Source organism: Klebsiella sp. 141162, assembly GCF_050600755.1.
GTDB classification, from domain to species: domain Bacteria; phylum Pseudomonadota; class Gammaproteobacteria; order Enterobacterales; family Enterobacteriaceae; genus Klebsiella; species Klebsiella aerogenes.
In genome coordinates, this window is sequence record NZ_JAQIRI010000006.1 from 154,945 (window position 1) to 180,428 (window position 25,484).

Here is a 25,484-nt window from a genome sequence, read left to right on the forward strand (position 1 = left end):
TTGTTCATGAAAAAAGTCATCGCTCTGTTTACCACCCTGCTGCTGATGGGCTGGTCGATTAACGCCTGGTCCTTCGCCTGTAAAACCGCCACCGGCGCAACTATCCCCATCGGCGGCGGCTCGGCCAACGTATACGTCAATCTGACCCCGGCCGTTAACGTAGGGCAAAACCTGGTGGTCGACCTGTCGACGCAGATTTTCTGCCATAACGACTATCCGCAAACCATTACCGACTATGTGACGCTACAGCGCGGATCCGCCTACGGCGGCGTGCTGTCGAGCTTTTCCGGTACCGTAAAATATAACGGTACCTCTTATCCGTTCCCGACCACCACGGAAACTTCGCGAGTGATCTACGATTCGACTACCGATAAACCCTGGCCGACCGTACTCTATCTGACTCCGGTCAGCACTGCGGGCGGGGTGGCGATTACCGCCGGATCGCTAATTGCCGTGTTGATCCTGCATCAAACCAACAACTACAACAGCGACTCCTTCCAGTTCGTGTGGAATATTTACGCCAATAACGACGTCGTTGTGCCGACCGGCGGTTGCGATGTCTCCGCCCGCGATGTGACCGTGACGTTACCCGATTATCCGGGCTCGATGGCGGTGCCGGTCACCGTCCACTGCGCGCAGAACCAGAATCTTGGCTATTACCTTTCCGGCACCACCGCCGATAGCGCCAACTCCATTTTCACCAATACCGCTTCCGCTTCGCCGGCGCAGGGTATTGGCGTCCAGATGACGCGCAACGGTAGCGTCGTTCCGGCCAACAGCAATGTTTCATTGGGAACGGTCGGCACTTCACCGGTTAATCTCGGTCTGACCGCTACCTATGCGCGCACCAGCGGTCAGGTGACGGCGGGTAACGTCCAGTCGATTATTGGGGTGACGTTTGTCTACCAGTAAAGCCGATACCCCGCAGGCGACAACGGATTACATCCTGTCGCCCTGCGCCATGGCGGCGGCGGGATTAGCCCGAATGGTCGACGACGGTTGCCGCCATCCGGTGTGGCTACAGCCGCGGGTGCAGAGCATGCTGTCGATATCTGCGCCAGCCGACGTCCGGCAAATTGTGGTTTTTCTGCCCGACGATCCCTGGTGGCTACTGTTCGTCCTGCGCGAAGCCGCCTGGTTACTCACCCAGGCCAAACGACCTTTGCCCATGGTGATCTTAAGCCGCAGTCCGGCGCCGTGGCTGTGGCAAACCTTACTGCACCAGGTTGGCGACCGCCGCCTGCTGGCCGCCGTGCAGGCAATCTCCTCCGATCTACCGTGCCGCCGTCTGGCGGCATTGTTGAAAGGCGGCCTGGTCGGCTACCCCGGCCTGCAACAGCTTTCGGCCATCGAGGCGCTGGCGCGCGGCAAACCGCCGTCGGGCTTAAGCAAAATCGAACTTAACGCCACCCTCGCCCTGCTGTATGGCCACAGCATCACCAGTCAGGCGCAGATCCGCGGCGTCAGTCAGAAAACGCTCTACAACCAAAGAACCTCAGGACTAAACAAGATGGTGGAGTATCATCCGCATCTGGCGAGCCGGTTTCCGGGCAGCCGAAGCAAACGCGTAGCTGGTCAGGGCATGACCGCGCTGACCCCCTTCGAACGTGAGTTTATCCACGCCATTCACAGCCGGCAGATCTTTCCGGTCTTTCAGCCGATTGTTGATGACCGCTTACGCCTGCAGGGCATCGAGATATTATCGCGCTGGCGCAAAGATGGCGTGGTATTGCCGCCGGGCGAGTTTCTCCCGCATATCCGCTCCGAATACGCCTGGCTATTACTGACCGCCTTTGTCCTGCAGGAAGCGGTGCAGAATATCAATCGCTATCAGGGCGAGTTCTATTTTTCGGTCAATATCCCTCCCTGCATTGCCCATCACGATAATCTTGCCCGCATGATGGAAACCGCCTGGCAACAGCTACAGAACCCACTGTGGGCCGACCGACTGGTGCTGGAATTTGCTGAAACCGTTGATTTACAGCAGCAAGGAAAAGCGGTGGCGAATATGAGCAATATTCAGCAGCAGGGCTTTCGCATCTTTCTCGACGACTGCTTCTCGCACAGCAGCGTCATGTTCCCTGTGCGCACGGCGCGTTTTAGCGGCTATAAGCTGGATATGAGTATCGTCAATGATTTTCAGCGCGACCCGCACGCGCTGGTGCTGATTAAAAGCCTGGTCTACTACTGCCAGCTGACGCAGAGCCGCTGTATCGCCGAGGGAGTGGATAGTCTGGAGAAATTTAATCAGCTAAAAGCGCTGGGGGTCGATCGTTTCCAGGGGTATCTGTTCTCACCGCCGGTCACTCGCGAACATCTGGGAGAGATCATTCAGCGATTTTTACCGGATCATGCCACCTGCCGGTTAGCCGGGTAAATCGCGGAGCAGCGCCAGCCACAGCTGGCGCCGTATTTCAGGCGCGAATATCGTCGTACTCGCGGGTGTTATCGAATTCGTGTTTGGCAAACGGGCACAGCGGAATGATTTTGCGCTGTTCCTGGCGCATTTTCTCGACCACTTTCGCGACCAGCTGTTTACCGACGCCCTGGCCTTTCAGGCTGGGATCGACATCAGTATGCTCAATAATGCTCAGATGTTCACCGGTTGGAACAAAGACAATTTCCGCCACCTGGTTTCCCTCGGCGTCATTAACGTAGAACTTGTTGTGACCTTCCAGAATTTCCATCATTTCCTCGCTTATTTGTGGCGATACTTCAATGCGCCGCTGGGACAGGTATCGATCACTTTTACCACCGTCGCCACATCCACCTGATCGGGGATGATCCACGGTTTACGTTTCAGATTGAACAGCTTCGCGCTGCCGCGCACGCAGTTACCCGAGTGCTGACAGATATCGGTATTGAAATAGACATCTATCTTCTCGCCGGTATAGGCCCGGTAGCCCGCTTCCAGTAGTTCCTTATCCATGACATTGCCTCGGTATTTTTATTGTACTTACCTAAGAGCCTATCTCATTAGGGCTATTTTGCTTGCCATTTTGAACCTGGGCAGTGCTCAAAATCCTCACGTACTACGTGTACGCTCCGGTTTCTGCGCGCTGTCCGTGTTCAAACTGGCTGCGCCAATTACGCCTACTGGGATAGGCTCTAAGAATAGCTCGCGGCATAGCCGCTGACTATGGAGAAATGAGAAACGCCCTATTTCAATTATTTCGCTAATGATAAAGCGACTTTTTAATACCTACGCGAAATTAAACTATTATCAGAGGATAACCATAACTCGGCTAAGCAAACCATCAGCGCTATAATTTAGGCGGTGTATTGAGGGTTTATTTGATTTGCAACGAATAAACTCAATTGTTCAATGGCATGAACATTCAGGTATCTTCCTTTGAAGCAAATTGTAAAACGGGCGCGCCCGGCATTGTTATTACTTCTTTTGGCGGTCTCCGGTTGCTCTTTATCCCCCGCCATACCGGTATTAGGCGCAGCATTCCCCGGCTGGTTCTTCTGCTTTTTAGGCGGCGCATTACTGCTGATCCCTTGCCATATCCTGATTGCCCGTAAAGGCTGGCAGGCGCGCTTTTCCCCGCTGGTATTAAGTTACCTGGCGTTAATGTTTCTATTTGCCACTATTCTGTGGTTTCTTCTTTTCGCACATTAAATACCTATGACTCAATCCAGCCCAAGCGTTTTACGGAAAAAATGGCCCTTGTTGGCTCTCGTCCTCGCCGCCATTGTGGCGCTGATCGTAGTTATCTGGCAGTTACAGACTTCGCCGGAAACCAACGACGCCTACGTCTACGCCGACACCATCGACGTAGTGCCGGAAGTCAGCGGGCGAATCGTTGAGATGCCGATCCGTGATAATCAGCGGGTGCAGAAAGGCGATCTGCTGTTCCGCATCGATCCGCGCCCCTATCAGGCGATGCTGGAGGATGCAAAATCACGGCTGGCGGCGCTTGATGCGCAGATTATGCTGACCCAGCGCACCATTAAAGCCCAGCAGTATAACGCTCAGTCGGTGAGCGCCGCGGTAGAGCGGGCGAAGGCGCTGGTGAAACAGACCACCTCGACCCGTATCCGCCTGGAACCGCTGGTGCCGCAGGGATTCGCCGCGCAGGAGGATCTCGATCAGGCGCGCACAGCGGAAAAAGCCGCCCGCGCCGAACTGGAAGCCACGCTGCTGCAGGCCAAACAGGCTGATGCCGCGGTCACCGGCGTCGATGCGATGGTCGCGCAGCGCGCCGGGATCGTCGCGCAAATCGCCCTGGCGGAACTGCACCTGGAGTTCACCGAAGTCCGTGCGCCGTTTAACGGCGTAGTCATCGCCCTGAAAACCACCGTCGGACAATATGCTTCCGCTCTGAAACCGGTCTTCACGCTGCTGGATAACGACCACTGGTATGTGATTGCGAACTTCCGCGAAACCGATCTGCAAAACGTTCGGCCGGGCGTGCCGGCAACCGTGACGGTGATGACTAACCACAGCCGCCCCTTTGACGGCGTCGTCGATTCCGTTGGTTCAGGCGTACTGCCGGAGGGCGGTAGCGTCATTGGCGGGCTGCCGGTAATTCAGAAGAGCATCAACTGGGTACATGTGTCGCAGCGCTTCCCGGTCAAAATCGCGGTGAAAAATCCCGACCCGGAACTGTTCCGGATGGGCGCCTCCGCCAGCGCCGTGCTGCAGGCGAAATAAGGGTCCGGCATGCATAATTTCTGGTTGTTTCTGCAACGGGAGCTCGCCGACGCGCCGGGGCGGGCCAACTATACCCTGCGCCTGACGCTGAGCTGCGCGGTGCTGATCACCCTGTTTATGACCCTGCAGATCCCGTTTCTCGCCGTGGCGCTGATCGTGGTGTTTTACGTCAGTCAGCCGAACATCCTGATGATTAAGCTGGGCAGCGTCCTGTTTTTTGTCACCATCAGCGTGGCGCTGGGGCTGGTGCTGCTGATCATCAAGTGGACCTATGATTTCCCGCTGATTCGCCTGGTCGCTTCGGTATGCCTGTTCTTTGGCGCGATGTATCTGATGCGCGTGCTGGGCAAACTCGGGCTGGCGTTTTTCGTGGTGGCGCTGGCGGTGATTTATGCCCAGACCTTCCCGTCGATGACCAGCCAAAGTGAAGTTCTGGTGCGCCTGCTGCTGTGGCTTTGGGTGGCGATCAATACCGCAACGCTGGTCACGCTCCTGGTCAACGCCTGCTTTCGCCAGGCCTTTCCCGGCTATCAATTCCGCGCTCAGCTGGTGGTGATGCAGCGGCAGGTCGCCGACGTACTGACGCAGAACGCCGCGCCGCCGACCTTCAAAGAGATCGCCGGGCGTTTTAATCAGTTGCAAGGATTGTTTAAGCAGGCGCGCTTTGCGGCGCCGGAAATTGCCGCCGATCCGCCGCGCTGGCAGGCGCTGATGGCGGCCACCCTGCGCTGCTATCACCTCGCGGCGCTGCTGCAACCGGGCGATGACCACGCCGCGGCGCGCCAGCAGATCGCCGCCGCGCTACAGGCGCTGGCGCCGTCGATGAACGAGGGTACGCCGTTTTCATTCTCCGCGCCGGTCATTGATGATCGCGGCGCCAATACGCTGATTTTACAAGAGATGGCCGATGTGCTGGCGAAGCTGGCGCGCGGTGAAAGCATCGACCTGCCGCAGGGCGAAGCCGAGAAGTCGCCGCTGCTGCTGCCGGATGCCTGGCGCAATCCCGCTTATTTGCATTTCGCCCTGAAAACCCTGCTGGCGACGCTGCTGTGCTACGTCTTCTATACCGCCGCCGACTGGCAGGGCATCCACACCATTATGCTGAGCTGCGTGATTGTCGCCCAGCCGGGGCTGGGAGCGACGATGCAAAAAACCTGGCTGCGTATCGGCGGCGCGCTGCTCGCTACTCTGCTGGCGCTATTGTTGATCGTCTTTGTACAACCGTGGACCGAGTCTATCGTCGGCCTGCTGGCGATGGTTCTGCCGGTAATGGCGCTCTCGGCGTGGATTGCCGCCGGGTCAGAGCGTATTGCCTACGCCGGGATCCAAATCGGCTTTACCTTCTCGCTGGCCTTCCTCAGCTGGTTTGGTCCACTGACCAACCTGACCGAACTGCGCGACCGGGTCATCGGTATTTTGCTCGGCGTACTGGTCTCATCGATCGTCCATCTTTACCTGTGGCCGGATAGCGAAGCGCCGCAGCTGAAATCGCGGCTGGCGCAACTCTATCGCCAGATAGCCGACTTCCTGCGCGCGAAAGATGATAAGCCGCAGATGGTGCCGCTATTCCAGGCGCTGACCACCAGCGAAACGCTGATGCATCGGGTCGCCGCCGAGCCGCTGGGCACTTTTGCGCATCCGTGGCCGCAGGCGAAATCCTGGCCGAGCAAAGCCACCTGGCAGCAGGCGCAGGAGATAGTACGCCTGAGCGAGGGCTACCGGCTGTATGCCGCGCCGGGAGACCCCTTCTTAAGCCGCTGCGCCGAACAGTTACAGACGTATGCCGATGATATTGAACGTCAACAGCCGACGACACCCGTTGCGCCGCTGGTTGTCGATCCGGCTAATCCGTTCGGCGAACCGCTGGCGGCTTTACTGACCACCCTGCCGGACTGGTCAGACAAACCTTCTGAATTTACGCGACAGGCAGAACCGTCATGATAAAAATGGACGCCGCAGCACGTTTTCTGCGCTACTCACCGCTGGCCTTCGCCATCAGCCTGTTAACGGGATGCGCGCTGATTCAGGACGATCCTGGCGAAGTGCCGATCGTTAATCCGCAACAGGCGCAGCTGGCACAGGTGATCCACCTGGCGAATAGCGGCTGGCCGGCGGCCCGCTGGTGGGAGGGGTATCACGATCCCCAGCTCAACATGCTGGTAAACCGCGCGCTGCAAAATTCGCCGACCATGCAGGCGGCGCGGCTGCGCATCTCACAGTCACAATCCACCGTCGAGCTGGCGCAGTCGGCAATGGGCGTGCAGGCGACCGCCGTGGCGGCGCAGAACCGGATGCGTATAACCGATAAATCCTTTAGCTGGCCCTACTCCTATTCTCTGCCGGTGGATAAAAACGGCCCGTGGTACACGCTCAATACCGTGGGTGTCGGCGCGACGCTGAATATCGATTTATGGGGCGCCGACCGGGCCCGCGTCGCGGCAGCTATTGGCGAAAAGAACGCTCGCCAGGCGGAAACCGCCGGTATCGAACTGGACCTTGCCAGCAGCGTGGCGCAGCTGTACTTCGCCATGCAGGCCACCTTCCAGAAGATAGTTCTGCTGCAGCAGCTAGAAGAAATTGCCCGGTTGTCGGTGCAGGCGCATGAACACCGCACCCAGCGCGGCGTGGAGGATAGCGTCGATATCGCCAATGCGCAGGCGGAACTGCTGGGCGCGCAGCAGCAGGTGATTACCGCCCGCGGCACGCTAACCCAGTACCGCGAAACGTTGCGGGCGCTGATTGGCGCCGACGCGCAGAGTATGCCGGAGATCCACCCGGTCGCCCTGCCGGCGTTGCAGGAAACGCTGCCGGATTCACTCTCCTTCGAATTGCTGGCGCGTCGCCCGGATCTGCAGGCCCTGCGCGGTTATGTGACCGCCTCAATGAGCCAGGTAGATGCGGCGAAAGCGGCCTTTTATCCGCATTTTGATATTAAAGCCTTCTGGGGATATAACGCGCTGAGCGTCGGCGATCTGTTTAAGTCGTCCTTCCAGCAGATTAACCTGCTGCCGGGGCTGTATCTGCCGATATTCGATGGCGGACGCCTGAACGCCAATCTGAAGTCGGTACGTACGGCGAGCAATATCCTGATTAAGCAGTACAACCAGGCGGTGCTGGATGCGGTGCGGGATGTGGCGATAAGCTCCAGTCAGCTTAACGATCTCAACCAGCAGGTGGCGCTGCAGGAGCTGAAGGTGACGGCGGCGATGGCCACCACCCGCAGCGCCAGCGCCCATCACCAGCGCGGCCTGTTAAGCCGCTATGCCGCGCAAGAAGCGCGGCGACCGGCCATCGCCCAGCAGCTGTTATTGCTGGATATCCAGGCCCAGCGTCTTAGCACCGATATCACGTTGATTAAAGCCCTCGGCGGCGATTACCGCGGCCCGGCGGTGGATTCCGTAGAACCGTAGCCCTGCTAAGCGTAGCGCAAGCAGGGAAATCCCCGGTGGCGCTACCGCTTACCGGGGCTACATGCGACAATAAATTTGCCAACAGACCCGGTCCATAGGCCCACGCAAGCGCAGCGCCGCCGGGCAATATCCACGGATTAGGTGCCGCTTTTGCGCCGGATGGCGGCTGCGCCTTATCCGGCCTACGGTCTGTGCGGCCTGCCTTTAATTTATTCACCACGCTGGCTGAAACTGCCGGTGTTGGTGGCCTCAAAATCGCTGAGACGTTCCCGGAAGGCCGGGGCAGCCCGCATGGATGCGGGCTGAGGGCCGTGATTTGCAGGGACGCTGCCTCGGCCCGACCCGAAGCCTGCCGGGATAAGTCGAAGGAACCACGAAGTGGCGATTTTGGCGGCCAAAGCCCGGGAGTACAGAGGGCGGCGGCGACTGGCCGCCCTTTGTGCGCTCCCTGCGCCACGGAAAACATATTACATAAAGAATCAACCGGGAGCGCAATGTCCTCTGAAGCGACACGCGATAAACATTTTTCTCAAGCGAAAAAGTTGTAAACCGATAACATTATCTACCGTTTTCATCCTCGGCTTACCTGGGGATTGGCCAATAAAAAAGCCGGCGCTCAGCGCCGGCTTTTCATTGACCGCTTGCGCAATCAGGCATTGGTCGCCGGTTTTTGCTCTGCGGATTTGCTGTTCTCCAGCATACGGCGCACCGGCACAATCAGCACGCACAATACCGCGGCGCAGATCAGCAGCGCCGTCGAGCAGCGGGCAAACAGATCCGGCAGCATATCCAGCTGGTCGGCCTTCACGTGGCCACCAATCAGGCCCGCCGCCAGGTTACCCAGCGCGCTGGCGCAGAACCACAGCCCCATCATCTGGCCGCGCATTCTTTCCGGCGCCAGCAGAGTCATGGTCGCCAGGCCGATTGGGCTCAGACACAGTTCGCCCAGCGTCAGCATCAGAATGCTGCCCACCAGCCACAGCGGCGATACGCCGGCGCCGCCGTTGCTCAGCACGTTCTGCGCCGCCAGCATCATCAGGCCGAAGCCCGCCGCCGCGCACAGAATCCCGATAACAAACTTGGTGATGCTGCTCGGACGCACGTTTTTACGCGCCATTGCCGGCCACGCCCAGCTAAATACCGGCGCCAGCAGGATGATAAACAGGGCGTTAATCGACTGGAACCACACCGCCGGGATTTCGAAATCACCGATCATGCGGTTAGTGTAGTCGTTAGCAAACAGGTTAAACGAAGTCGGTTTCTGCTCGAAGGCTGACCAGAAGAAGGCGGCGGAAACCAGCAGAATAAAGCAGACCAGCAGACGCGCGCGCTCTTTACGGTTGAGACCCGCAAAAACAAACAGATAGATGAAATAGAGCACCACCGACGCGGCAATCACGTACACCAGCATGCTAGCCACCGCCACCGGGTTAATGACTATCACCCCTTGAGCAATCAGCGTAATCACCACCGCCACGCCGACCGCCAGCGCCAGCAGCCAGGCGCCAACGCCGTTTTTCTTCGCGACAGGACTATTCCAGGTAGAGTCGAGACCCACTTCGCTGTCGTAGCGTTTCATCGCCGGGACCGCGAAAAGGCGGAAAATCACCAGCGCCACCAGCATACCGATACCACCGATGCCGAAGCCCCAGTGCCAGCCGTGGGATTTAATCAGCCAGCCGGAAATCAGCGGCGCGATAAACGATCCCATATTGATACCCATATAGAACAGCGAGAAACCGCCATCGCGACGGCTATCGCCTTTCTTATACAGCGTACCGACCATCACCGAGATACAGGTTTTAAACAGGCCGGAACCGAGCACGATAAACATCAGCCCGATAAAGAACAGGTTGTTGCCCATAAACGCTGACAGCGCAATCGACAGATGGCCCAGCGCGATCAGAATCGAGCCGTACCACACCGCTTTCTGCTGGCCGAGCCAGTTGTCCGCCAACCAGCCGCCCGGCAGCGCCGCCAGGTACATGGCGCCCGCGAAGATGCCGACGATGGCCGACGCGTTCTCACGGGCTAAGCCCATACCGCCGTCATAGACGGTGGCCGCCATGAACAGGATTAATAACGGGCGAATGCCATAAAACGAGAATCGCTCCCACATTTCGGTGAAGAACAATGAACCCAGAGGGTAAGGGTGACCAAAGAAGGTCCGGCTTTCATTTTTGTTAACAGAGGAATGCATAACTTCTCCCAATAAGGCGATCTTAGCGCTTAGTCATGCCGAAAAGCGTATTGACCATTTTTTCTACCTGCCTATAGTTCACACAGGCGTTAATTTTATTTAACCATTTGATAACCAGATGGTGGTTTTGTCTAGCCCCTGGGCGATATCTTTTAGATGAAAACTCGACCAGGCTCTCTTTTCCCAGATTTTATGTTGGCAACAAAGGGATAATGATTGACAGCATTTTTTCGTACTACAGGAACCTCTTAATCCTTAATAAACATAATGTTAAGAGGATAGAAGTCAGAAAGTCCCGAGTATACGACATAATTCCGTCATATGGCTGAAATAACGCAATGATTAACCGGTCATTATTCTTTTTAACCACATTGCAACACAATATATTTACACAAAGGCAACAAACCAGTGAATAATGTTGGATAAGATCAAAATACCAGCCATTGATATCATAATGAGAGGCTATTAGTGATCGGCGTCACAGATTAAGTCTAAGCCGGATATAGAATATGCCATACCTTCAGTCAATCATTTGAAAGGTGTATATCATGGAAAACAATAACAGGATGATGCCACACATAAGGCGGACAACGCATATTATGATGTTTGCTCACCGTAACAGCTTCGATTTTCATTTCTTTAATGCCCGGTAGTCTTCCGACTACGGGCGCTTCAGCATACAGGTCTTCCTGCATCTTTTGTTGTTAATACAGGCACTCGCCTGTAGCTAACCGCGCTCGCCCTAATAAATCCTGCTATTTACCAGCCACCGGACTGGTAGGGTTTATTGCATCTCAAAAGGTACTCTACTGATATTTATTATATCAGCGGCAGACTATTACCTTTTGTCCGGCGTAATCAATTTCTCATTTGAGAAATTGAGGGCCTGCTATTATCTGAAAATAAAGAGATAACAATGACTGATTTAAAAATTGCCGTTAGCCGTACATGTCCAAACTGTTTTTCTACCCAGCGTAATATTGTCAATACTAGCGAAACCAACTTTATTGATGTGGCCGCGGTAGTGTTAACTCTGGAAGATATCGAATGCGGTAAACTCGATGAGTTAAAGGCCACTGGCTATAACATCCCGGTATTTATCGCTATTAATAAAGAAGAGGTTGTCCCGGCCGAATATATGGCTTCGGTGCAGGGGGTATTTGAACACGACGAAACCCGCAACGACTTCTACGGCCGCCAGCTGGAAGCCGCTGCGCATAAATATGAAACCGAGCTGCGTCCGCCATTTTTTAGCGCGCTGGTCGATTACGTCAAACAGGGCAACAGCGCTTTTGACTGCCCGGGGCATCAGGGCGGCGAATTCTTCCGTCGTCACCCGGCCGGTAATCAGTTCGTCGAGTATTTTGGCGAGACGCTGTTCCGCTCCGACCTGTGCAACGCCGACGTCGCCATGGGCGACCTGCTGATCCACGAAGGGGCGCCATGCATTGCCCAGCAGCATGCGGCAAAAGTCTTTAATGCCGATAAGACCTACTTCGTGCTCAACGGCACCTCCTCTTCTAACAAAGTGGTGCTCAACGCGCTGCTGACCCCGGGCGACCTGGTACTGTTCGACCGTAACAACCATAAATCCAACCACCACGGCGCGCTGCTGCAGGCCGGGGCGACACCGGTCTATCTGGAAACCGCGCGTAACCCGTATGGTTTTATCGGCGGTATCGACGCCCACTGTTTCGAAGAACGCTATCTGCGCGAGCTGGTTGGGGAAGTGGCGCCGAATCGGAAACAGGATGCCCGTCCGTTCCGCCTGGCGGTGATCCAGTTAGGTACCTACGACGGCACCATTTATAACGCTCGTCAGGTAGTCGATAAAATTGGTCATCTGTGCGATTACATCCTGTTTGACTCCGCGTGGGTCGGCTATGAACAGTTCATTCCGATGATGGCTGATTGTTCGCCGCTGCTGCTGGAGCTGAATGAAAACGATCCGGGCATTCTGGTGACCCAGTCGGTGCACAAACAGCAGGCCGGTTTCTCCCAGACCTCGCAAATCCATAAAAAAGACAGCCATATCAAAGGTCAACAGCGCTATGTTCCGCACAAGCGTCTGAATAACGCCTTTATGATGCACGCCTCCACCAGCCCGTTCTATCCGCTGTTTGCCGCGCTGGATATCAACGCCAAAATGCATGAAGGCGAGAGCGGCCGCAACATGTGGATGGACTGCGTCATGAACGGTATCAAGGCGCGTAAGCTGATCCTTGAAAGCTGCAAACACATCCGTCCGTTCGTACCCAAAATGGTCGATGGCAAACCGTGGCAGTCATATGAAACCGCGCAAATCGCCGTTGACCTGCGCTTCTTCGAGTTTGGTCCAGGCGAACGCTGGCATGCCTTTGACGGTTATGCCGAGCATCAGTACTTCGTCGATCCGTGCAAACTCCTGCTGACCACGCCGGGTATCAATACCGCCAGCGGCGAATATGACGCCTTCGGCGTACCGGCCACCATTCTCGCCAACTTCCTGCGTGAAAACGGCGTGGTACCGGAAAAATGCGACCTTAACTCCATTCTGTTCCTGCTGACCCCGGCGGAAGATATGGCCAAACTGCAGCAGCTGGTCGCCCTGCTGGCGCGCTTCGATAAGCTGCTCGACGCCGATGCGCCGCTACAGGAGGTTCTGCCGTCTATCTACAGCCAGCACAAAGAGCGTTATGCCGGTTATACCCTGCGCCAGCTGTGCCAGGAAATGCATGACCTGTATGCCCGCCACAACGTCAAACAGCTGCAAAAAGAGATGTTCCGTAAAGATCACTTCCCGCGCGTGGTGATGAACCCGCAAGAGGCTAACTACGCCTATCTGCGCGGCCAGGTCGATCTGGTGCCGTTGCCGCAAGCCGAAGGCCGCGTGGCCGCGGAAGGCGCCCTGCCTTACCCGCCGGGAGTGCTGTGCGTAGTCCCGGGAGAAGTCTGGGGCGGCGCGGTGCTGCAGTACTTCACCGCTCTGGAAGAAGGGATCAACCTGCTGCCGGGCTTCGCGCCGGAACTGCAGGGGGTTTATATCCAGGAGCACGATGGCCGTAAACAGGTCTGGTGCTATGTCATCGCGGAAAGCGAGAAACAAAGCGCGCTGCTGAAAGGGGAAACTGTATGAGCAAATCCAGTAACAAGATGGGAGTGGTACAGCTCACCATCTTAACCATGGTCAACATGATGGGCTCCGGTATCATCATGCTGCCCACCAAGCTGGCGGAGGTGGGGACTATCTCCATCATCTCCTGGCTGGTGACGGCGGTAGGATCGATGGCGCTGGCGTGGGCCTTCGCCAAATGCGGGATGTTTAGCCGTAAATCAGGCGGGATGGGCGGTTACGCCGAGTACGCGTTCGGCAAGTCTGGCAACTTTATGGCCAACTATACCTATGGCGTCTCGCTGCTGATCGCCAACGTCGCCATCGCTATCTCCGCGGTGGGTTACGGCACCGAGCTGTTCGGCGCCACCCTGTCGCCGGTGCAGATTGGCCTGGCGACTATCGGGGTGCTGTGGATCTGTACCGTAGCCAACTTCGGCGGCGCACGCATTACCGGCCAGATCAGTAGCATCACCGTATGGGGGGTCATCATTCCGGTTGTCGGCCTGTGCGTTATCGGCTGGTTCTGGTTTAGCCCGACGATGTACGTCGAGTCCTGGAACCCGCACCACGTACCGTTCTTCGGCGCCGTTGGTTCGTCAATCGCCATGACGCTGTGGGCCTTCCTCGGTCTGGAATCCGCTTGCGCCAACACCGATGTGGTCGAAAACCCGGAACGTAACGTGCCGATCGCCGTACTCGGCGGTACCCTCGGCGCGGCGGTTATCTATATCGTTTCGACCAACGTCATCGCCGGGATCGTGCCGAACATGGATCTGGCTAACTCCACAGCGCCGTTTGGCCTGGCGTTTGCCCAGATGTTCACGCCTGGCGTAGGGAAAGTGATTATGGGGCTGATGGTGATGTCCTGCTGCGGTTCGCTGCTCGGCTGGCAGTTCACCATCGCGCAGGTCTTTAAATCATCGTCTGACGAAGGCTACTTCCCGAAAATCTTCTCCCGCGTCTCGGCTTCCGGCGCGCCGATTCAGGGGATGTTAACCATCGTTATCCTGCAAACCGGCTTGTCGCTGATGACCATTAGCCCGTCGTTGAGCAATCAGTTCAACGTGCTGGTTAACCTGGCGGTGGTGACTAACATCATCCCGTACATTCTGTCGATGGCCGCGCTGGCGATTATCCAGAAAATGGCCAAGGTCGATCCCGGCAAAGCGCGTTCCACCAACGTGATAGCCTTTATCGGCGCGGTGTACAGCTTCTATGCCCTGTACTCCTCTGGCGAAGAGGCGATGCTCTACGGCGCGATCGTGACCTTTATGGGCTGGACGCTGTACGGCCTGGTATCACCGCGTTTTGAGATGAAGAACAAACACAGCTAATGCTGAAGCCGGCGGCGCGTCTGTCGCCGCCGGTACTCTTCGTGGCCGCTATTTGATATAGGAATCCAGCACCTTCAGCACCACATCCAAATCTTCTTCACGTTTCACTTCATCGCCTTCATGAACGATATGTTCCGTCAGATGGCCCTTGATCACTTCACGCATTAGTCCGTTTACCGCTCCGCGAATAGCGGCAATTTGCTGCAGCACGGCGGCGCATTCGTGCGGCTCATCCAGCATCTTTTTCAGCGCGCTGACCTGCCCTTCAATCTTGCTGGCTCTGGCCTGCAGCTTCTTTTTATCCCGAATCGTATGCGACACGTTAACCTCACTAGCGAACTCAATGCCTCAATTATAGGTTTGTAATCTACTGGGGGGTAGTATCTTATACTGGGGGGGAGTAGAATCCCGTTCACCAACGACAACCTACTCTCTTCTTATGAACGAATTCTTACCGTTACTTCAGCAGGGCAATGCCTGGTTTTTCATTCCCAGCGCCATTCTGTTAGGCGCGCTACACGGCCTGGAGCCAGGCCATTCAAAGACCATGATGGCGGCATTCATCATCGCCATTAAAGGCACGGTACGTCAGGCGGTAATGCTGGGCCTCGCCGCGACCCTTTCGCATACCGCCATCGTCTGGCTGATCGCCTTTGGCGGCATGTATTTTAGCCAGAAATTCACCGCCGAAGCGGCTGAACCCTGGCTGCAGCTGGTTTCAGCGTTCATCATTCTCGGTACCGCAATATGGATGTTCTGGCGCACCTGGCGCGGTGAACGTAACTGGCTGCAGGCCATGCAGGATCGGGATACGCATCATCATGATGATGAAACGCAGATCGTCGACACCGGCCACGGTCAAATCGCGCTTTCTATCTTCGAAGAAGAACAACCGCCGCGCTGGCGCATACGCACGCTAAGTGGCAACCGATGGGCGGCTGGCGATGTCTCACTGGCGACACGGCGCAGCGGGAGCAGCTTCGCGCAGATGTTCTCCTTTGTTGATAGAGGCGATTATTTAGAATCCGCGCAGACCATCCCGGAACCGCATGACTTTAACGTCCGCCTGACGCTCGGCCACCAGCGCCATACCCACGATTATGATCTGGCGTTTCATGAACATCATCATCATGAACTGGACGGCCTTGAGGAAGGAAGTCAGGCCTATCAGGACGCCCACGAGCGGGCCCATGCGAACGATATTCAACGTCGTTTCGACGGCCGGGAGGTCACTAACTGGCAGATCTTACTGTTCGGCCTGACCGGCGGATTGATCCCCTGCCCGGCGGCGATCACCGTACTGCTTATCTGCATCCAGCTCAAAGCCCTGACCTTAGGTGCGACGCTGGTCCTCTCTTTCAGCATCGGCCTGGCGCTGACGCTGGTCACCGTCGGCGTTGGCGCGGCGGTAAGCGTTCGCCAGGTGGCTAAACGCTGGAGTGGTTTTAACACGCTCGCCCGCCGGGCCCCCTACTTTTCCAGCGTGCTAATCGGCGCGGTGGGGATCTATATGGCGATCCACGGCTATCTCGGCGTGAGAGGTTAATTTGAGATGAATTCAGCGCCGCGTGAGGTTGCGCGGCCTGACATTTCTGGGGAAGGATAGCAGCCATTCAACGTGCTACAGTTGCCGCTGGATGTATTTACTTCAGGAATGACTTGATGTCCGAGTTCCAGCGCCCACAGCTGACGTTGCCCAACGGAGCCGATAAACTGCTGCTCCACTCCTGCTGCGCCCCCTGCTCCGGGGAAGTGATGGAGGCGATTCAGGCTTCCGGTATCGACTACACCATTTTCTTCTATAACCCCAACATTCACCCGCAGAAAGAGTATGAAATCCGCAAGGAAGAGAATATTCGTTTTGCGCACAAACACGGTGTGCCGTTTATCGATGCCGATTATGACACCGATAACTGGTTCGCGCGGGCCAGGGGGATGGAATGGGAACCCGAGCGCGGCGTGCGCTGCACGATGTGCTTTGATATGCGCTTCGAACGCACCGCGCTTTATGCCTACGAGCACGGCTTCAGCGTTATCAGCAGTTCGCTGGGAATTTCACGCTGGAAGAACATGCAGCAAATCAACGACTGCGGCGAGCGCGCCGCCGGACATTATCCAGACATGGTCTACTGGGATTACAACTGGCGCAAACAGGGCGGATCCTCGCGGATGATCGATATCAGCAAGCGCGAGCGCTTTTACCAGCAGGAGTACTGCGGCTGCGTCTACTCGCTGCGCGACAGTAATCTGCACCGAAAATCCCAGGGCCGTCCGCTAATTAAGATCGGCAAGCTCTATTATGGCGATGAAGGTGAGTAGCTGAAGGAAAGGGAATGATGTGGAGAAATAACCGGCCAGGAGGGCTCCTTTTAATGAGATCGTTACCTCCCTAATTTCGGGCCAGAAAACTCACCTGCGGCCTGAATGTTTCTCCCTTATATTCATAAACAATCGAATTACTGAATGATAAAACGCGTCCGCTATAGCTGATATTTATTACCTCTCCCTCTACGCTGACGTTTGCGCCACTACCCGCAGCAATAAGGAACGGAATCCGTTTTGCCAGATCGGTCGCAGCATTACCTTCAATCTTACCGGTAAGGTAGTAGCGATAAGTATCTGCTACGGTTGCCCCACCACCGCTAAAACCGGTGACATAAAGCCAGGTATGGCTATCCAATTGTTGTGATGTAATAACTTTATCCTCAGAACGCTGTTCGCTTCCGGGAGTTGATGTCATGAAACCGATAACCATCATCAGGAGTATGGTCGTGAGCAGACCATGTAACCATTTAATAGCCGTTCTCAATCGCATATTTAATGCCCTCTCTTATCCAGTATTGATCAGTAGGATCATCACCATAAGGTGCATCTTTATACCATATTCCCCATTCAGGTCTGGAAGTTCCTGCGCGCTTTTGTGCCCATCCTGCACCAACCAAGAGGATTCTGGAAAGGATACCAGCTGCATACCCTGCTGCACCAAAGTTAAAATTGCCAAACTCTGCCCAATATGGGTCAAACTGTTTATAATCCCAAGGCCCTTTATTTCTAACTTTTTGATAGAACCAGTAATAAGTTTTAGGAAGTGCCATTCCTCTTGACTGCCCATAATTCCGTGCATCCTTCATATTATTTCTCACCACTCCAATTCCTGGCCCAGCCACAGGTATTGATGCCATGCAAGGGGTTCCTTATTTCAATTCACTAAAGAGATACGCACTTCATGTTCTCAATGAAGAAGATATCAAGCGCAGCCGTTATAAATTAATGATATTATTTAATAAACAATATAACAAAGAATAAATAAAACCCTCAGCATCAATGCTTACATTAGTAATATAAATCAAACCACTACACTGTTCATTTACTGAATCAACTAACATCTGTACTGTGAGTGTTTATAGTAGTGTTATTTTATCCTTATCACCAAAGGATTGATTTTTAATAATGGTAACCAACATATAGATGATGAACAATCCCTGCCCTCTAAATATTTTCCTAAAAAACCCAAAAGCGACTTAATAAACACGTTACATAAAGACTTAAAATATTCAGAATTACCTAAATTTAAATTTTATCAGGTGAGGTGAGTGGCTGCCTGACTAATGCTTATTGGCGGAAAACACGACGTAGCAAGTAGAATGCGACTGTTTTATGGACTATTTAAAATCAATAGGATTAAAATATCATTCGAGTTTATTGTAATTACTCGAATCACTAACGCTTTTAAGCAATACGCCATACTCCTTCTCTTTCCGCTAAGGATTATGGCGTTTGCGCTGATTAAAGAACCATATTCACCGGCGGTACCGCGCTTTTATCGATCTGTTTACCTAAGGCCTCCAGCGCGGACTGATACGGGCATAACGTGCCCACGCTGGTCTGCTGGCAATCAGGCTGACGCCACTCCTGTTGCAGCATCGGGTGCTGACGATCCGGCATCTGCAGGCGTCGCAGGTCGTCCAGGCTTTGCGCCTGGAAATAGACGCGCAGATAACGTTCGCCATTTTTGCTGTTGCGCCAGCGCTCTATCACCAGACTGCTACCCGGCGGAATATTGCCCCGGCTGTAACCGGGCAGTTGCCAGCTAAAATTCATCAGCGTGCGCACCATCGCGATATTGGTGTCATGAGCCACCAGCAGCAGCCAGCGTACGTTCGGCGTGGCGTCCGCTTTTACGCCGTCCAGCATCGCGTTGAGCAGCACCGAGCCGCGCTTTTGCGCGGTGTACAGCACGTCATTACTGAGATCGTAGTTTTCCGTTAACAGCGGCAGAATGGCTGTGATCTGGCTGGCGCGGGTAATCTTCCCCCACGCCAACTGGCTTAAGGGCAGGTTTTCACTCCAGCCCAGACGCAGCGTTTCAACCATATTGGCCATCACGCTCAGCCCGCTAATGGTGGTTTTACCGCTTTGGTTTTGCTCCACCTGCCAGGGCTTATCAAAAATGGGGCACGGTTTATCCTGTTGGCAAACCGCGGCTTTTAATAACTGGATCGTCGGCGCCAGCGCCTGCCGACGCTTCGCCAGATCGCCGGCTTTCGCCTTCACTTCCGCCAGCTGGTGGGCGGGATCGGTTTGCGTAGCCGTAAATTTATCGGTCTGGAACAGTGGATCGGCATCGCCGCTAACATAATGAATCGCCACGCCGCAGCCGGGGAATGCCCCATCTACCAGCGCCTGTGCGGTTGCCCGGGTACGCTGTAGCGGGCTGGCGCGAACATAAATATCCTCCGCGCTCGGACACTGCCCTTGCAGCAGGCCAAGCTGGCGATAATGCTGCCCTTCCGCGCGCCCTTTATTGGCGACCGCCGCATAGCCATGTCCGGTCAGTTCCCCATCGTGGGTGGTCCATTCGGTCCATGGACGCTGGGTCGCGGCTTCAATAGCTTCACGATTGCCGGGCGTTGGCGGACGAATGCCGTGGCGGCTTAACTCCACCACTTTTTCCAGTTGCCAGTTCGCCGCGACGGCGGATTGCATCGCCAACAGCGGCAGCGCACAGGCGATAAACAGGCGTAAAAAGCCCTGATGTCTTGCAGGCATCATAAAATCTTCCTTATCGATTAATAGGTTATGAGGAGAATGAAGTCTGCCGTTCGACGGCATGGCGTCGGGCGACGATGGCGGCGGTGGTAAAACAGAGTAACGCGGAACCCAATCCGGTGCCTATCCAGAACAACGCCAGCGTGCTGAAATCATAAATCGTTTTCCCGTTTTCGAGGATCGCGGTTTTATCGATAATCATCCCGGTCAGAAATTCACCCAACCCCGCCCCGGCATAGCTGGCGATGCCAATGGTTCCCAGCGCCGCCCCCGCCGCTTTGCGTGAAGAGATATCGACGGCGATCAACCCTCCGAGGAAACAGGTTAACGCGCCGATGGTCGCGCCGAAGACGATCATCGCCAGGATGTCGGTGTAGTAATTATGCGGCGACCAGAGCATTAAGGCGAAACCCGCGGTGTTGAGCAGGCTGATAAATCCGGCCATGACGCTGCGATTGCGCGGGAAAAAGCGGTCAGAGAGCATGCCGGCGATGATGGTCCCGGCGATACCGGCGATCGCGTTAACGCCGATGATGCCTGAGGCCTCAAGGGTGGAATAAGCTTTATCCTGCTCCAGAAAGAAGATCCCCCAAGAGTTCACCGCATAACGGTCGATATACATAAATGCCGATGCCAGCGCCAGCGTCCACAGCGCCGGGTTACGCAACGCCAACAGTTGGTTTTTGAACACCGATCCCCGCGCTTCAGTCTCTTCCTGCGGTTCATCACGAATCACGTTAATGGAGGGAAAGCCGCAGCTCTGTGGCGAATCGCGCATAAACAGCAGCAACAGCACCACGCCAGCGGCGCCGAGCGCAGCCGTGGAGAGGTAGCCCATTTGCCAGCCAAAACCCGCGATCACCGCGGCGATCACCATGTAGGTCATGGCCTCGCCGATGTTATGCGCCGTCGACCAGATGGCGTAAAACGTTCCCCGCTCTTTAAAGCCGTACCAGCGCGCCAGCGAAACCGCACAAGGGCCAACGCCCATCGACTGCGCCCAGCCGTTGATCCCCCAAAAGATAGCCAGCAGCATGGCGTTGGTGGTCATGCCCATCAGCAGGTTCATCCCGGCGCTGAGCAATAGCCCAAGGCTCATGTAGCGCACCACGTTGGCATGATCGGCGATAAAACCGTTGACCAGTTTGCCGATGGCGTAGCTAAAGAATAGCGTCGAGCCAATCATCCCCAACTCCGTTGGGGTAATGCCTAATTCCACCAGCGCGCTTTTCGCCACGGTGAATGATAAGCGGCAGACGTAGAACGTCACGTAGGCCAGGGTCATGGCAATAAACGTTTGCCAACGTACCCGGCGAAAACGTTTTTCATCAAACGCGGCGCCCGCTTGCGGCGGCGACGCCCGGAAAAAATGAATAATTCCAGACATATAGTTTCTCCGACGGTCGGAGGCTTGACTGATTGATGTGCTTCGTCCGTGAGGGTCGTTATCGTTACTGTGTAGGGTACATAATCAGAAACAGCCCGAACCTGTAAGGGTTAATGTAATGGTTGAAGGATCATCTTTTGTAGTTGGGGATACAGCGTTTGGCTGGCCAGCAGCAGAGGGTTGCCGTGACGAATCCCCTCTTGCGCCAGAAAGTCGTTGGCAACGCCTCCGGCTTCGCGCATCAAAACCAGACCGGGTAAGGCATCCCACGGATTCATGTGCGGTTCATAGTAGCCAATCAGTCGCCCGGCGGCCGCCCATGCGCTCATCAACGCGCCGGAGCCATTGCGGATGAACATGCCGCCATCGCTGAGCAGCGCGTCAAGAAAAGGCAGGAATTCCGCCGGCGTCACCCGATGCGACGTTCCGACGCCCATCACCCCTTCTTTGACCGTTGCTGCGGGATGTGGGCGAATTGGCGTCTCATTGAGCCAGGCGCCATGGCCCCGTAGCGCGTGGAACAGTTCTCGATGATTGGGATCGTAGACGACGCCAACTACCGGCTCGCCGTCAACAACGATCGCCAGCGACAAGCACCAGGTATGCAGCCCATTCAAAAAACAGCTGGTGCCATCAATGGGATCAACCACCCATAGCACCCTGGCGTCCGGCATCTGCGTACCGCTCTCTTCGCCGAGAAAACCATCCTCCGCAAACGCGTCAGTAATGCGCTGCTTAACAAAGGCTTCTACGCGTTTATCGGCCACGCTCACCACGTCCTGTAGGTCATTGCCCTTATGCTCTACCGCCAGCGCCTCGCGCTGCTGATAGTATTCGAAAGCCAGCTCGGCACCCGCTTTCGCCAGCTCACAGGCCAGGCGATAGCGGGCCTGTAGCGCAGAGGAATCCAGTGATGTCATCATTTACTCCTTTTGCACACGTGTGCAATTTTATTTAAAAAAGCCCCGAAGAGCGCAATGAGTGTGGATGGATTTTAGCGATAATTCTGTGATCGATTCATCATAAAATGAATTTTTCATTTAGCGCTATTACGAATTATTAATTTCACAGCAACTTCACGGTGACGTGAAGGTTGATTGAATTTGGCGATCCGGCTGACCAGCATCTCCACCGCGTGATAAGCCAACTGCGTGGTATCCTGCTGGATAGTGGTAAGTTGATAAGGCTGCCACTCCGCCTGGGGAATATCGTCGAAGCCAATAATTGCCGGCAGGACGGCTGCTGGATTATCCGCTCGTAGCCCATCCATCGCCCCAATCGCCAGCATATCCGTGGCGCAAAACAGCGCCTGCAATCCTGGCCTTTCCGCGGCGAGCCGGCGAGCGGCCGCAAAACCGGACTGATAACCGCCCGTTTCGCAGAAATGCGGCGTAACAGCCAGCCCGCTGGCATGGCGGATAAATCCCTCGTAGCGCTGCCGGGTGCTGAAATTGTCACGATTTTCGCCAATAAAACCGACGTCCCGGCACTGGCCTGCGTGCAACAGCTCAGCGGCCAGTTTCCCGCCGAGCGCGTTATCGCTGCTGACGCGATCGCAGCCGGGAAGTTCAGCGTGACGGTTGATAAGCGTAACGGGGATTTTTCGCGCAAGATACTCCTCAGCCAGCTCCAGCGGCGGCGCGCCGGAGGTGATAATGACGCCAGCGACGTGATAGCTGAGAAGATGTTTTAGCGAAGGAGCTAACTGCTGCGGATCATCGGCGTTCATCAACAATGGCATAAATCCATGCAGCGCCAGCTGGTGGATGAGCGGCGCCAGCAGCTTACTGCGAAAAGGGTTATCGAACCCTGAAGTGATGATGCCGATAAAGTTGCTGCTGCCGGTGTTCATCGTACGGGCGATGATATTGACCTGGTAGCCCAGAGCTTCCGCGGCGGCCTGCACTTTGGCGCGGGTTTTCGGCGACACCGAGGCCCCGGGCGTGAAAGCGCGGGAGACGGCTGAACGGGAAACGCCGGCAAGCTTCGCCACGTCTTCTGCTTTAATCCATTTTTTATCGTTCATCACTTTGATTTTTCAGTGAAATCCATCAGGCATAGATGTATCGCTCAACACATTACCCTCGTCACGCTGAAGGCTATGTGTCCCGAGAACACTTTGGCTTTCACTATACCCTGAATCGGGTCGGTGATGCCGGTCAACCGGCGCAGATAATGACATTTTTTATTATCACGTTAACTGAACAGAAGTATAAACTTTTCGTGATATTGTTTCTTTCGTTCGCGCACCAATTATAATAATTATCATGATTCTTCATAAACAAATAAAAGCGCGGTTAAAGAAAAAACGTAACCAACTAAATTATAATAATTTTATTATAAAATTTATATTCATAAACAATATGTTATTAGCACTTAAATATAATAACGTTAACGGTTAGAAATTAATAACAACCCTATATCTTCACGATATTAAACGTGTTTCGCGCGATATATTGCGCGTGACGTGAAATAAAACTTAACGATGGAAACGTCTATGTCAAAACTGGATTTCCGATCCAAAAATACCTGGCTCGCGCTGGCGTCCATCGCGGTCATCGTCGGGGCAACGGCGGCGGCATTCGCCTGGACCTCAGGCTGGCTGGGCTCGCGAACCACCAGCCAGTCATTAGTCCCCGATCCAGACAAGCCGTTTCCTGCCGGGTTCCGCCGGGCGCACGGTAAAGGGATTTGTTTTACCGGGACGTTCGAGCCAGCCGCTCCAGCCGTTGCTTATTCCACCGCGCGGCTCTTTTCACAGTCGGAGACCCTCGTTGTCGGGCGATTCTCCATTGGCGCAGGTAATCCGCACGCGGCTGATAATTCAACGAAAACCCTGAGCATGGCGCTGCTACTGAAAACGGACGATCAACAGCAATGGCGCATGGCAATGAACAACGAGCCCTACTTCGCCACGCGAAACCCGGAGGGCTTTCTTGCCATGAAAAAGGCCACCGCCGTCGACCCGACCACCGGTAAGCCCGATCCGCAGCGCCTCGCCGCATTTTTACACGACTACCCGGAAGCCGGTAAATATTTGCAGTGGGCGGCGCAAAAGCCAGCGCCAGGCGGCTTTGCCGGGGCGACATTTTATAGTATTAACGCTTTCTATCTCGTGAACGCCGACCGCCAGCGCCAGCCCGTACGCTGGATGATGCGGCCGCACGATCCATTTGTCTCTATCCCTGATGAACAACGACAGAGAGCCGACCATAACTTCCTGTTCGAACAATTACAGCAGCGGCTTTCTCAGCATCCCATTTACTGGGATTTGGTATTGCAACTCGCCCAACCTGGCGACGCGGTGGATGACCCTTCTCAGCCATGGCCAAACGATCGTCAGCAGGTCGTCGCCGGTACGCTCAAAGTCACCCAACTCGTCGCCCAAGCCGAAGGGGCCTGCCGTGACGTTAACTTTGATCCCTCCATCGTGCCTGCTGGAGTAGAGGTCTCTAACGACCCCGTCTTAAATGCGCGCTCTGGCGCCTATTCGCATTCCTGGAGCCGTCGCGAACGGGAAATTGGCTACGGCAAAGCAACCGAAGCCGTGCAAAAACAGGAGGTTAAATGATTTCGAATAAACCTGACCAAGAGCGCGCGCCGCAGCATTTCAACCCTCTGGCGAGATATCTACATTGGCTGATGGCAATCATGATCCTGGCCATGCTGTTCATCGGCGCCGCCATGATGACTTCATTACACCACCGCATTTGGTTGGTGGATGTACATCGGCCATTGGGGATCGCTATTTTGCTGCTGGCGCTCATCCGCCTGGCCAACCGGTTTTATAGCGGGCAGCCACCTCTTCCTGCGGAGCTCTCACGCTGGCAGGTACTGGCGGCAAAAGCGTCACACTGGGCGCTGTACGCGCTGATGCTGGCAATGCCTTTGCTTGGCTGGGCGCAACTGTCGGCTGCGGGCGTTCCGATTGTTATGTTTGAAGGACTTAACCTTCCGGCCATTACCCCGACCAGCCCGGTGCTTTTTGCCTGGTTTCACGACGCCCATCGCCTGTTAGCTAAACTGCTCTTTGCGGTGGTGTTGCTACATCTCTCGGCGGCATTAGTGCACGCATGGATATTCCGCGACGGCGTGTTTGCCAGCATGGCAAAAAGTACCAGCCGGTCCAGTAAACCACCTGCTGAGCGGTGAAACTTAATAACAAGATGCGTTGAAATAAAGATAAAGGGGCTTCTGCCCCTTATTTTTTGCATTCGAAAACACTGCAGCCACTCACTATAGCGCTCACCTATAAAAATTAGCCCGTCCGTTATTTATTGCGCAATCACCAATAGCGTTGATGATTAAATAAAAAAGGGGACGGAGTGAATTACCCAATCACTGTTTAAA

General features: G+C 55.2%; 23 protein-coding genes. 13 read left to right on the forward strand and 10 right to left on the reverse strand.

Going from position 1 to position 25,484, the window contains the following annotated elements:
* The first annotated feature begins 6 nt into the window (after positions 1-6).
* Positions 7-912 (forward strand): fimbrial protein, encoded by a 906-nt coding sequence (locus PGR23_RS17335; RefSeq protein ID WP_047044154.1) that lies wholly within the window; start codon positions 7-9, stop codon positions 910-912.
* Positions 899-2,377, forward strand: coding sequence for an EAL domain-containing protein (locus PGR23_RS17340; protein ID WP_047065316.1), 1,479 nt, complete (start codon positions 899-901; stop codon positions 2,375-2,377). Before PGR23_RS17335 ends, PGR23_RS17340 begins: the two co-directional genes overlap by 14 nt.
* 37 nt (positions 2,378-2,414) lie before the next feature.
* Here the strand turns inward: PGR23_RS17340 and PGR23_RS17345 are convergent, their stop codons facing one another.
* Entirely contained in the window at positions 2,415-2,687 is a 273-nt protein-coding gene (locus PGR23_RS17345; RefSeq protein ID WP_015369862.1) for a GNAT family N-acetyltransferase, read from the reverse strand.
* An 11-nt stretch (positions 2,688-2,698) separates the two neighbouring features.
* Complete coding sequence (gene yjdI / locus PGR23_RS17350) at positions 2,699-2,929, reverse strand: 4Fe-4S mono-cluster protein YjdI (RefSeq protein WP_015369861.1); 231 nt, start codon at positions 2,927-2,929, stop codon at positions 2,699-2,701.
* Positions 2,930-3,352: 423 nt separating this feature from the next.
* Between yjdI and PGR23_RS17355 the strand changes: the two genes are divergently transcribed.
* From PGR23_RS17355 to PGR23_RS17370, 4 genes are read left to right on the forward strand one after another with little or no spacing between them, the layout of a single operon-like run.
* Positions 3,353-3,625 (forward strand): YtcA family lipoprotein, encoded by a 273-nt coding sequence (locus PGR23_RS17355; protein ID WP_015369860.1) that lies wholly within the window; start codon positions 3,353-3,355, stop codon positions 3,623-3,625.
* 6 nt (positions 3,626-3,631) lie between these two features.
* Entirely contained in the window at positions 3,632-4,660 is a 1,029-nt protein-coding gene (gene mdtN, locus PGR23_RS17360) for a multidrug transporter subunit MdtN (RefSeq protein WP_047078946.1), read from the forward strand.
* A 9-nt stretch (positions 4,661-4,669) separates the two neighbouring features.
* The gene (locus PGR23_RS17365) at positions 4,670-6,601 is read left to right on the forward strand and encodes an FUSC family protein (protein ID WP_047078945.1); all 1,932 of its coding nucleotides are present in this window, start codon (positions 4,670-4,672) and stop codon (positions 6,599-6,601) included.
* A gap of 5 nt (positions 6,602-6,606) precedes the next feature.
* Positions 6,607-8,070, forward strand: coding sequence for an MdtP family multidrug efflux transporter outer membrane subunit (locus PGR23_RS17370; RefSeq protein WP_396280088.1), 1,464 nt, complete (start codon positions 6,607-6,609; stop codon positions 8,068-8,070).
* Between the two features lie 649 nt (positions 8,071-8,719).
* On the opposite strand, the gene PGR23_RS17375 is transcribed toward PGR23_RS17370, so the two are convergent.
* Complete coding sequence (locus tag PGR23_RS17375) at positions 8,720-10,270, reverse strand: peptide MFS transporter (RefSeq protein WP_045391925.1); 1,551 nt, start codon at positions 10,268-10,270, stop codon at positions 8,720-8,722.
* Positions 10,271-10,818: 548 nt separating this feature from the next.
* Between PGR23_RS17375 and speFL the strand changes: the two genes are divergently transcribed.
* The 3 genes from speFL to potE all read left to right on the forward strand — a co-directional run bounded on the left by speFL (position 10,819) and on the right by potE (position 14,698).
* Positions 10,819-10,923 carry a leader peptide SpeFL gene (gene speFL / locus PGR23_RS17380; RefSeq protein WP_006819052.1) on the forward strand — a complete coding sequence of 35 codons (105 nt, stop codon included), beginning with the start codon at positions 10,819-10,821 and terminating at the stop codon, positions 10,921-10,923.
* A gap of 263 nt (positions 10,924-11,186) precedes the next feature.
* A complete protein-coding gene (gene speF / locus PGR23_RS17385) occupies positions 11,187-13,385 on the forward strand; it encodes an ornithine decarboxylase SpeF (RefSeq protein ID WP_015369855.1) in 2,199 nt (732 codons plus the stop codon).
* The gene (potE, locus tag PGR23_RS17390; RefSeq protein ID WP_045391927.1) at positions 13,382-14,698 is read left to right on the forward strand and encodes a putrescine-ornithine antiporter; all 1,317 of its coding nucleotides are present in this window, start codon (positions 13,382-13,384) and stop codon (positions 14,696-14,698) included. Before speF ends, potE begins: the two co-directional genes overlap by 4 nt.
* Before the next feature lie 48 nt (positions 14,699-14,746).
* Here the strand turns inward: potE and rcnR are convergent, their stop codons facing one another.
* On the reverse strand, positions 14,747-15,019 hold the full coding sequence (rcnR, locus tag PGR23_RS17395) for a Ni(II)/Co(II)-binding transcriptional repressor RcnR (RefSeq protein ID WP_015369853.1): 273 nt from the start codon (positions 15,017-15,019) through the stop codon (positions 14,747-14,749).
* A gap of 118 nt (positions 15,020-15,137) precedes the next feature.
* On the opposite strand from rcnR, the gene PGR23_RS17400 reads away from it, so the two are divergent.
* Both PGR23_RS17400 and PGR23_RS17405 read left to right on the forward strand, forming a co-directional pair.
* Entirely contained in the window at positions 15,138-16,244 is a 1,107-nt protein-coding gene (locus PGR23_RS17400) for a nickel/cobalt efflux protein RcnA (RefSeq protein ID WP_289575859.1), read from the forward strand.
* 116 nt (positions 16,245-16,360) lie between these two features.
* Positions 16,361-17,017, forward strand: coding sequence for an epoxyqueuosine reductase QueH (locus PGR23_RS17405; protein ID WP_045391931.1), 657 nt, complete (start codon positions 16,361-16,363; stop codon positions 17,015-17,017).
* 70 nt (positions 17,018-17,087) lie between these two features.
* On the opposite strand, the gene PGR23_RS17410 is transcribed toward PGR23_RS17405, so the two are convergent.
* The 6 genes from PGR23_RS17410 to PGR23_RS17435 form a co-directional block, all read right to left on the reverse strand.
* The gene (locus PGR23_RS17410; protein ID WP_380376908.1) at positions 17,088-17,513 is read right to left on the reverse strand and encodes a hypothetical protein; all 426 of its coding nucleotides are present in this window, start codon (positions 17,511-17,513) and stop codon (positions 17,088-17,090) included.
* The gene (locus PGR23_RS17415) at positions 17,491-17,880 is read right to left on the reverse strand and encodes a polymorphic toxin type 44 domain-containing protein (RefSeq protein ID WP_396279434.1); all 390 of its coding nucleotides are present in this window, start codon (positions 17,878-17,880) and stop codon (positions 17,491-17,493) included. Before PGR23_RS17415 ends, PGR23_RS17410 begins: the two co-directional genes overlap by 23 nt.
* Before the next feature lie 604 nt (positions 17,881-18,484).
* The gene (locus PGR23_RS17420; RefSeq protein WP_396279433.1) at positions 18,485-19,750 is read right to left on the reverse strand and encodes a histidine phosphatase family protein; all 1,266 of its coding nucleotides are present in this window, start codon (positions 19,748-19,750) and stop codon (positions 18,485-18,487) included.
* A 25-nt stretch (positions 19,751-19,775) separates the two neighbouring features.
* Positions 19,776-21,134 carry an MFS transporter gene (locus PGR23_RS17425; protein ID WP_396279432.1) on the reverse strand — a complete coding sequence of 453 codons (1,359 nt, stop codon included), beginning with the start codon at positions 21,132-21,134 and terminating at the stop codon, positions 19,776-19,778.
* 110 nt (positions 21,135-21,244) lie between these two features.
* On the reverse strand, positions 21,245-22,054 hold the full coding sequence (locus PGR23_RS17430) for an inositol monophosphatase family protein (protein ID WP_047078939.1): 810 nt from the start codon (positions 22,052-22,054) through the stop codon (positions 21,245-21,247).
* A 116-nt stretch (positions 22,055-22,170) separates the two neighbouring features.
* Positions 22,171-23,127, reverse strand: coding sequence for a LacI family DNA-binding transcriptional regulator (locus tag PGR23_RS17435; protein WP_161801926.1), 957 nt, complete (start codon positions 23,125-23,127; stop codon positions 22,171-22,173).
* A 504-nt stretch (positions 23,128-23,631) separates the two neighbouring features.
* Between PGR23_RS17435 and PGR23_RS17440 the strand changes: the two genes are divergently transcribed.
* A complete protein-coding gene (locus tag PGR23_RS17440) occupies positions 23,632-24,705 on the forward strand; it encodes a catalase family peroxidase (RefSeq protein ID WP_396279431.1) in 1,074 nt (357 codons plus the stop codon).
* Positions 24,702-25,286, forward strand: coding sequence for a cytochrome b (locus tag PGR23_RS17445; RefSeq protein WP_396279430.1), 585 nt, complete (start codon positions 24,702-24,704; stop codon positions 25,284-25,286). The genes PGR23_RS17440 and PGR23_RS17445 overlap by 4 nt, the downstream gene beginning before the upstream one ends.
* The last annotated feature ends 198 nt before the right edge of the window (positions 25,287-25,484 follow it).

Coding starts and splice junctions, on each gene's coding strand:
- PGR23_RS17445 (WP_396279430.1), top strand. CDS start 24,702: ATGATTTCGAATAAACCTGACCAAGAGCGCGCGCCGCAGCATTTCAAC.
- PGR23_RS17430 (WP_047078939.1), bottom strand. CDS start 22,054: ATGACATCACTGGATTCCTCTGCGCTACAGGCCCGCTATCGCCTGGCC.
- PGR23_RS17440 (WP_396279431.1), top strand. CDS start 23,632: ATGTCAAAACTGGATTTCCGATCCAAAAATACCTGGCTCGCGCTGGCG.
- PGR23_RS17410 (WP_380376908.1), bottom strand. CDS start 17,513: ATGCGATTGAGAACGGCTATTAAATGGTTACATGGTCTGCTCACGACC.
- PGR23_RS17420 (WP_396279433.1), bottom strand. CDS start 19,750: ATGATGCCTGCAAGACATCAGGGCTTTTTACGCCTGTTTATCGCCTGT.
- mdtN (WP_047078946.1), top strand. CDS start 3,632: ATGACTCAATCCAGCCCAAGCGTTTTACGGAAAAAATGGCCCTTGTTG.
- PGR23_RS17345 (WP_015369862.1), bottom strand. CDS start 2,687: ATGGAAATTCTGGAAGGTCACAACAAGTTCTACGTTAATGACGCCGAG.
- speFL (WP_006819052.1), top strand. CDS start 10,819: ATGGAAAACAATAACAGGATGATGCCACACATAAGGCGGACAACGCAT.
- PGR23_RS17365 (WP_047078945.1), top strand. CDS start 4,670: ATGCATAATTTCTGGTTGTTTCTGCAACGGGAGCTCGCCGACGCGCCG.
- PGR23_RS17375 (WP_045391925.1), bottom strand. CDS start 10,270: ATGCATTCCTCTGTTAACAAAAATGAAAGCCGGACCTTCTTTGGTCAC.
- PGR23_RS17405 (WP_045391931.1), top strand. CDS start 16,361: ATGTCCGAGTTCCAGCGCCCACAGCTGACGTTGCCCAACGGAGCCGAT.
- PGR23_RS17425 (WP_396279432.1), bottom strand. CDS start 21,134: ATGTCTGGAATTATTCATTTTTTCCGGGCGTCGCCGCCGCAAGCGGGC.
- PGR23_RS17370 (WP_396280088.1), top strand. CDS start 6,607: ATGGACGCCGCAGCACGTTTTCTGCGCTACTCACCGCTGGCCTTCGCC.
- speF (WP_015369855.1), top strand. CDS start 11,187: ATGACTGATTTAAAAATTGCCGTTAGCCGTACATGTCCAAACTGTTTT.
- PGR23_RS17335 (WP_047044154.1), top strand. CDS start 7: ATGAAAAAAGTCATCGCTCTGTTTACCACCCTGCTGCTGATGGGCTGG.
- yjdI (WP_015369861.1), bottom strand. CDS start 2,929: ATGGATAAGGAACTACTGGAAGCGGGCTACCGGGCCTATACCGGCGAG.
- PGR23_RS17415 (WP_396279434.1), bottom strand. CDS start 17,880: ATGGCATCAATACCTGTGGCTGGGCCAGGAATTGGAGTGGTGAGAAAT.
- PGR23_RS17400 (WP_289575859.1), top strand. CDS start 15,138: ATGAACGAATTCTTACCGTTACTTCAGCAGGGCAATGCCTGGTTTTTC.
- potE (WP_045391927.1), top strand. CDS start 13,382: ATGAGCAAATCCAGTAACAAGATGGGAGTGGTACAGCTCACCATCTTA.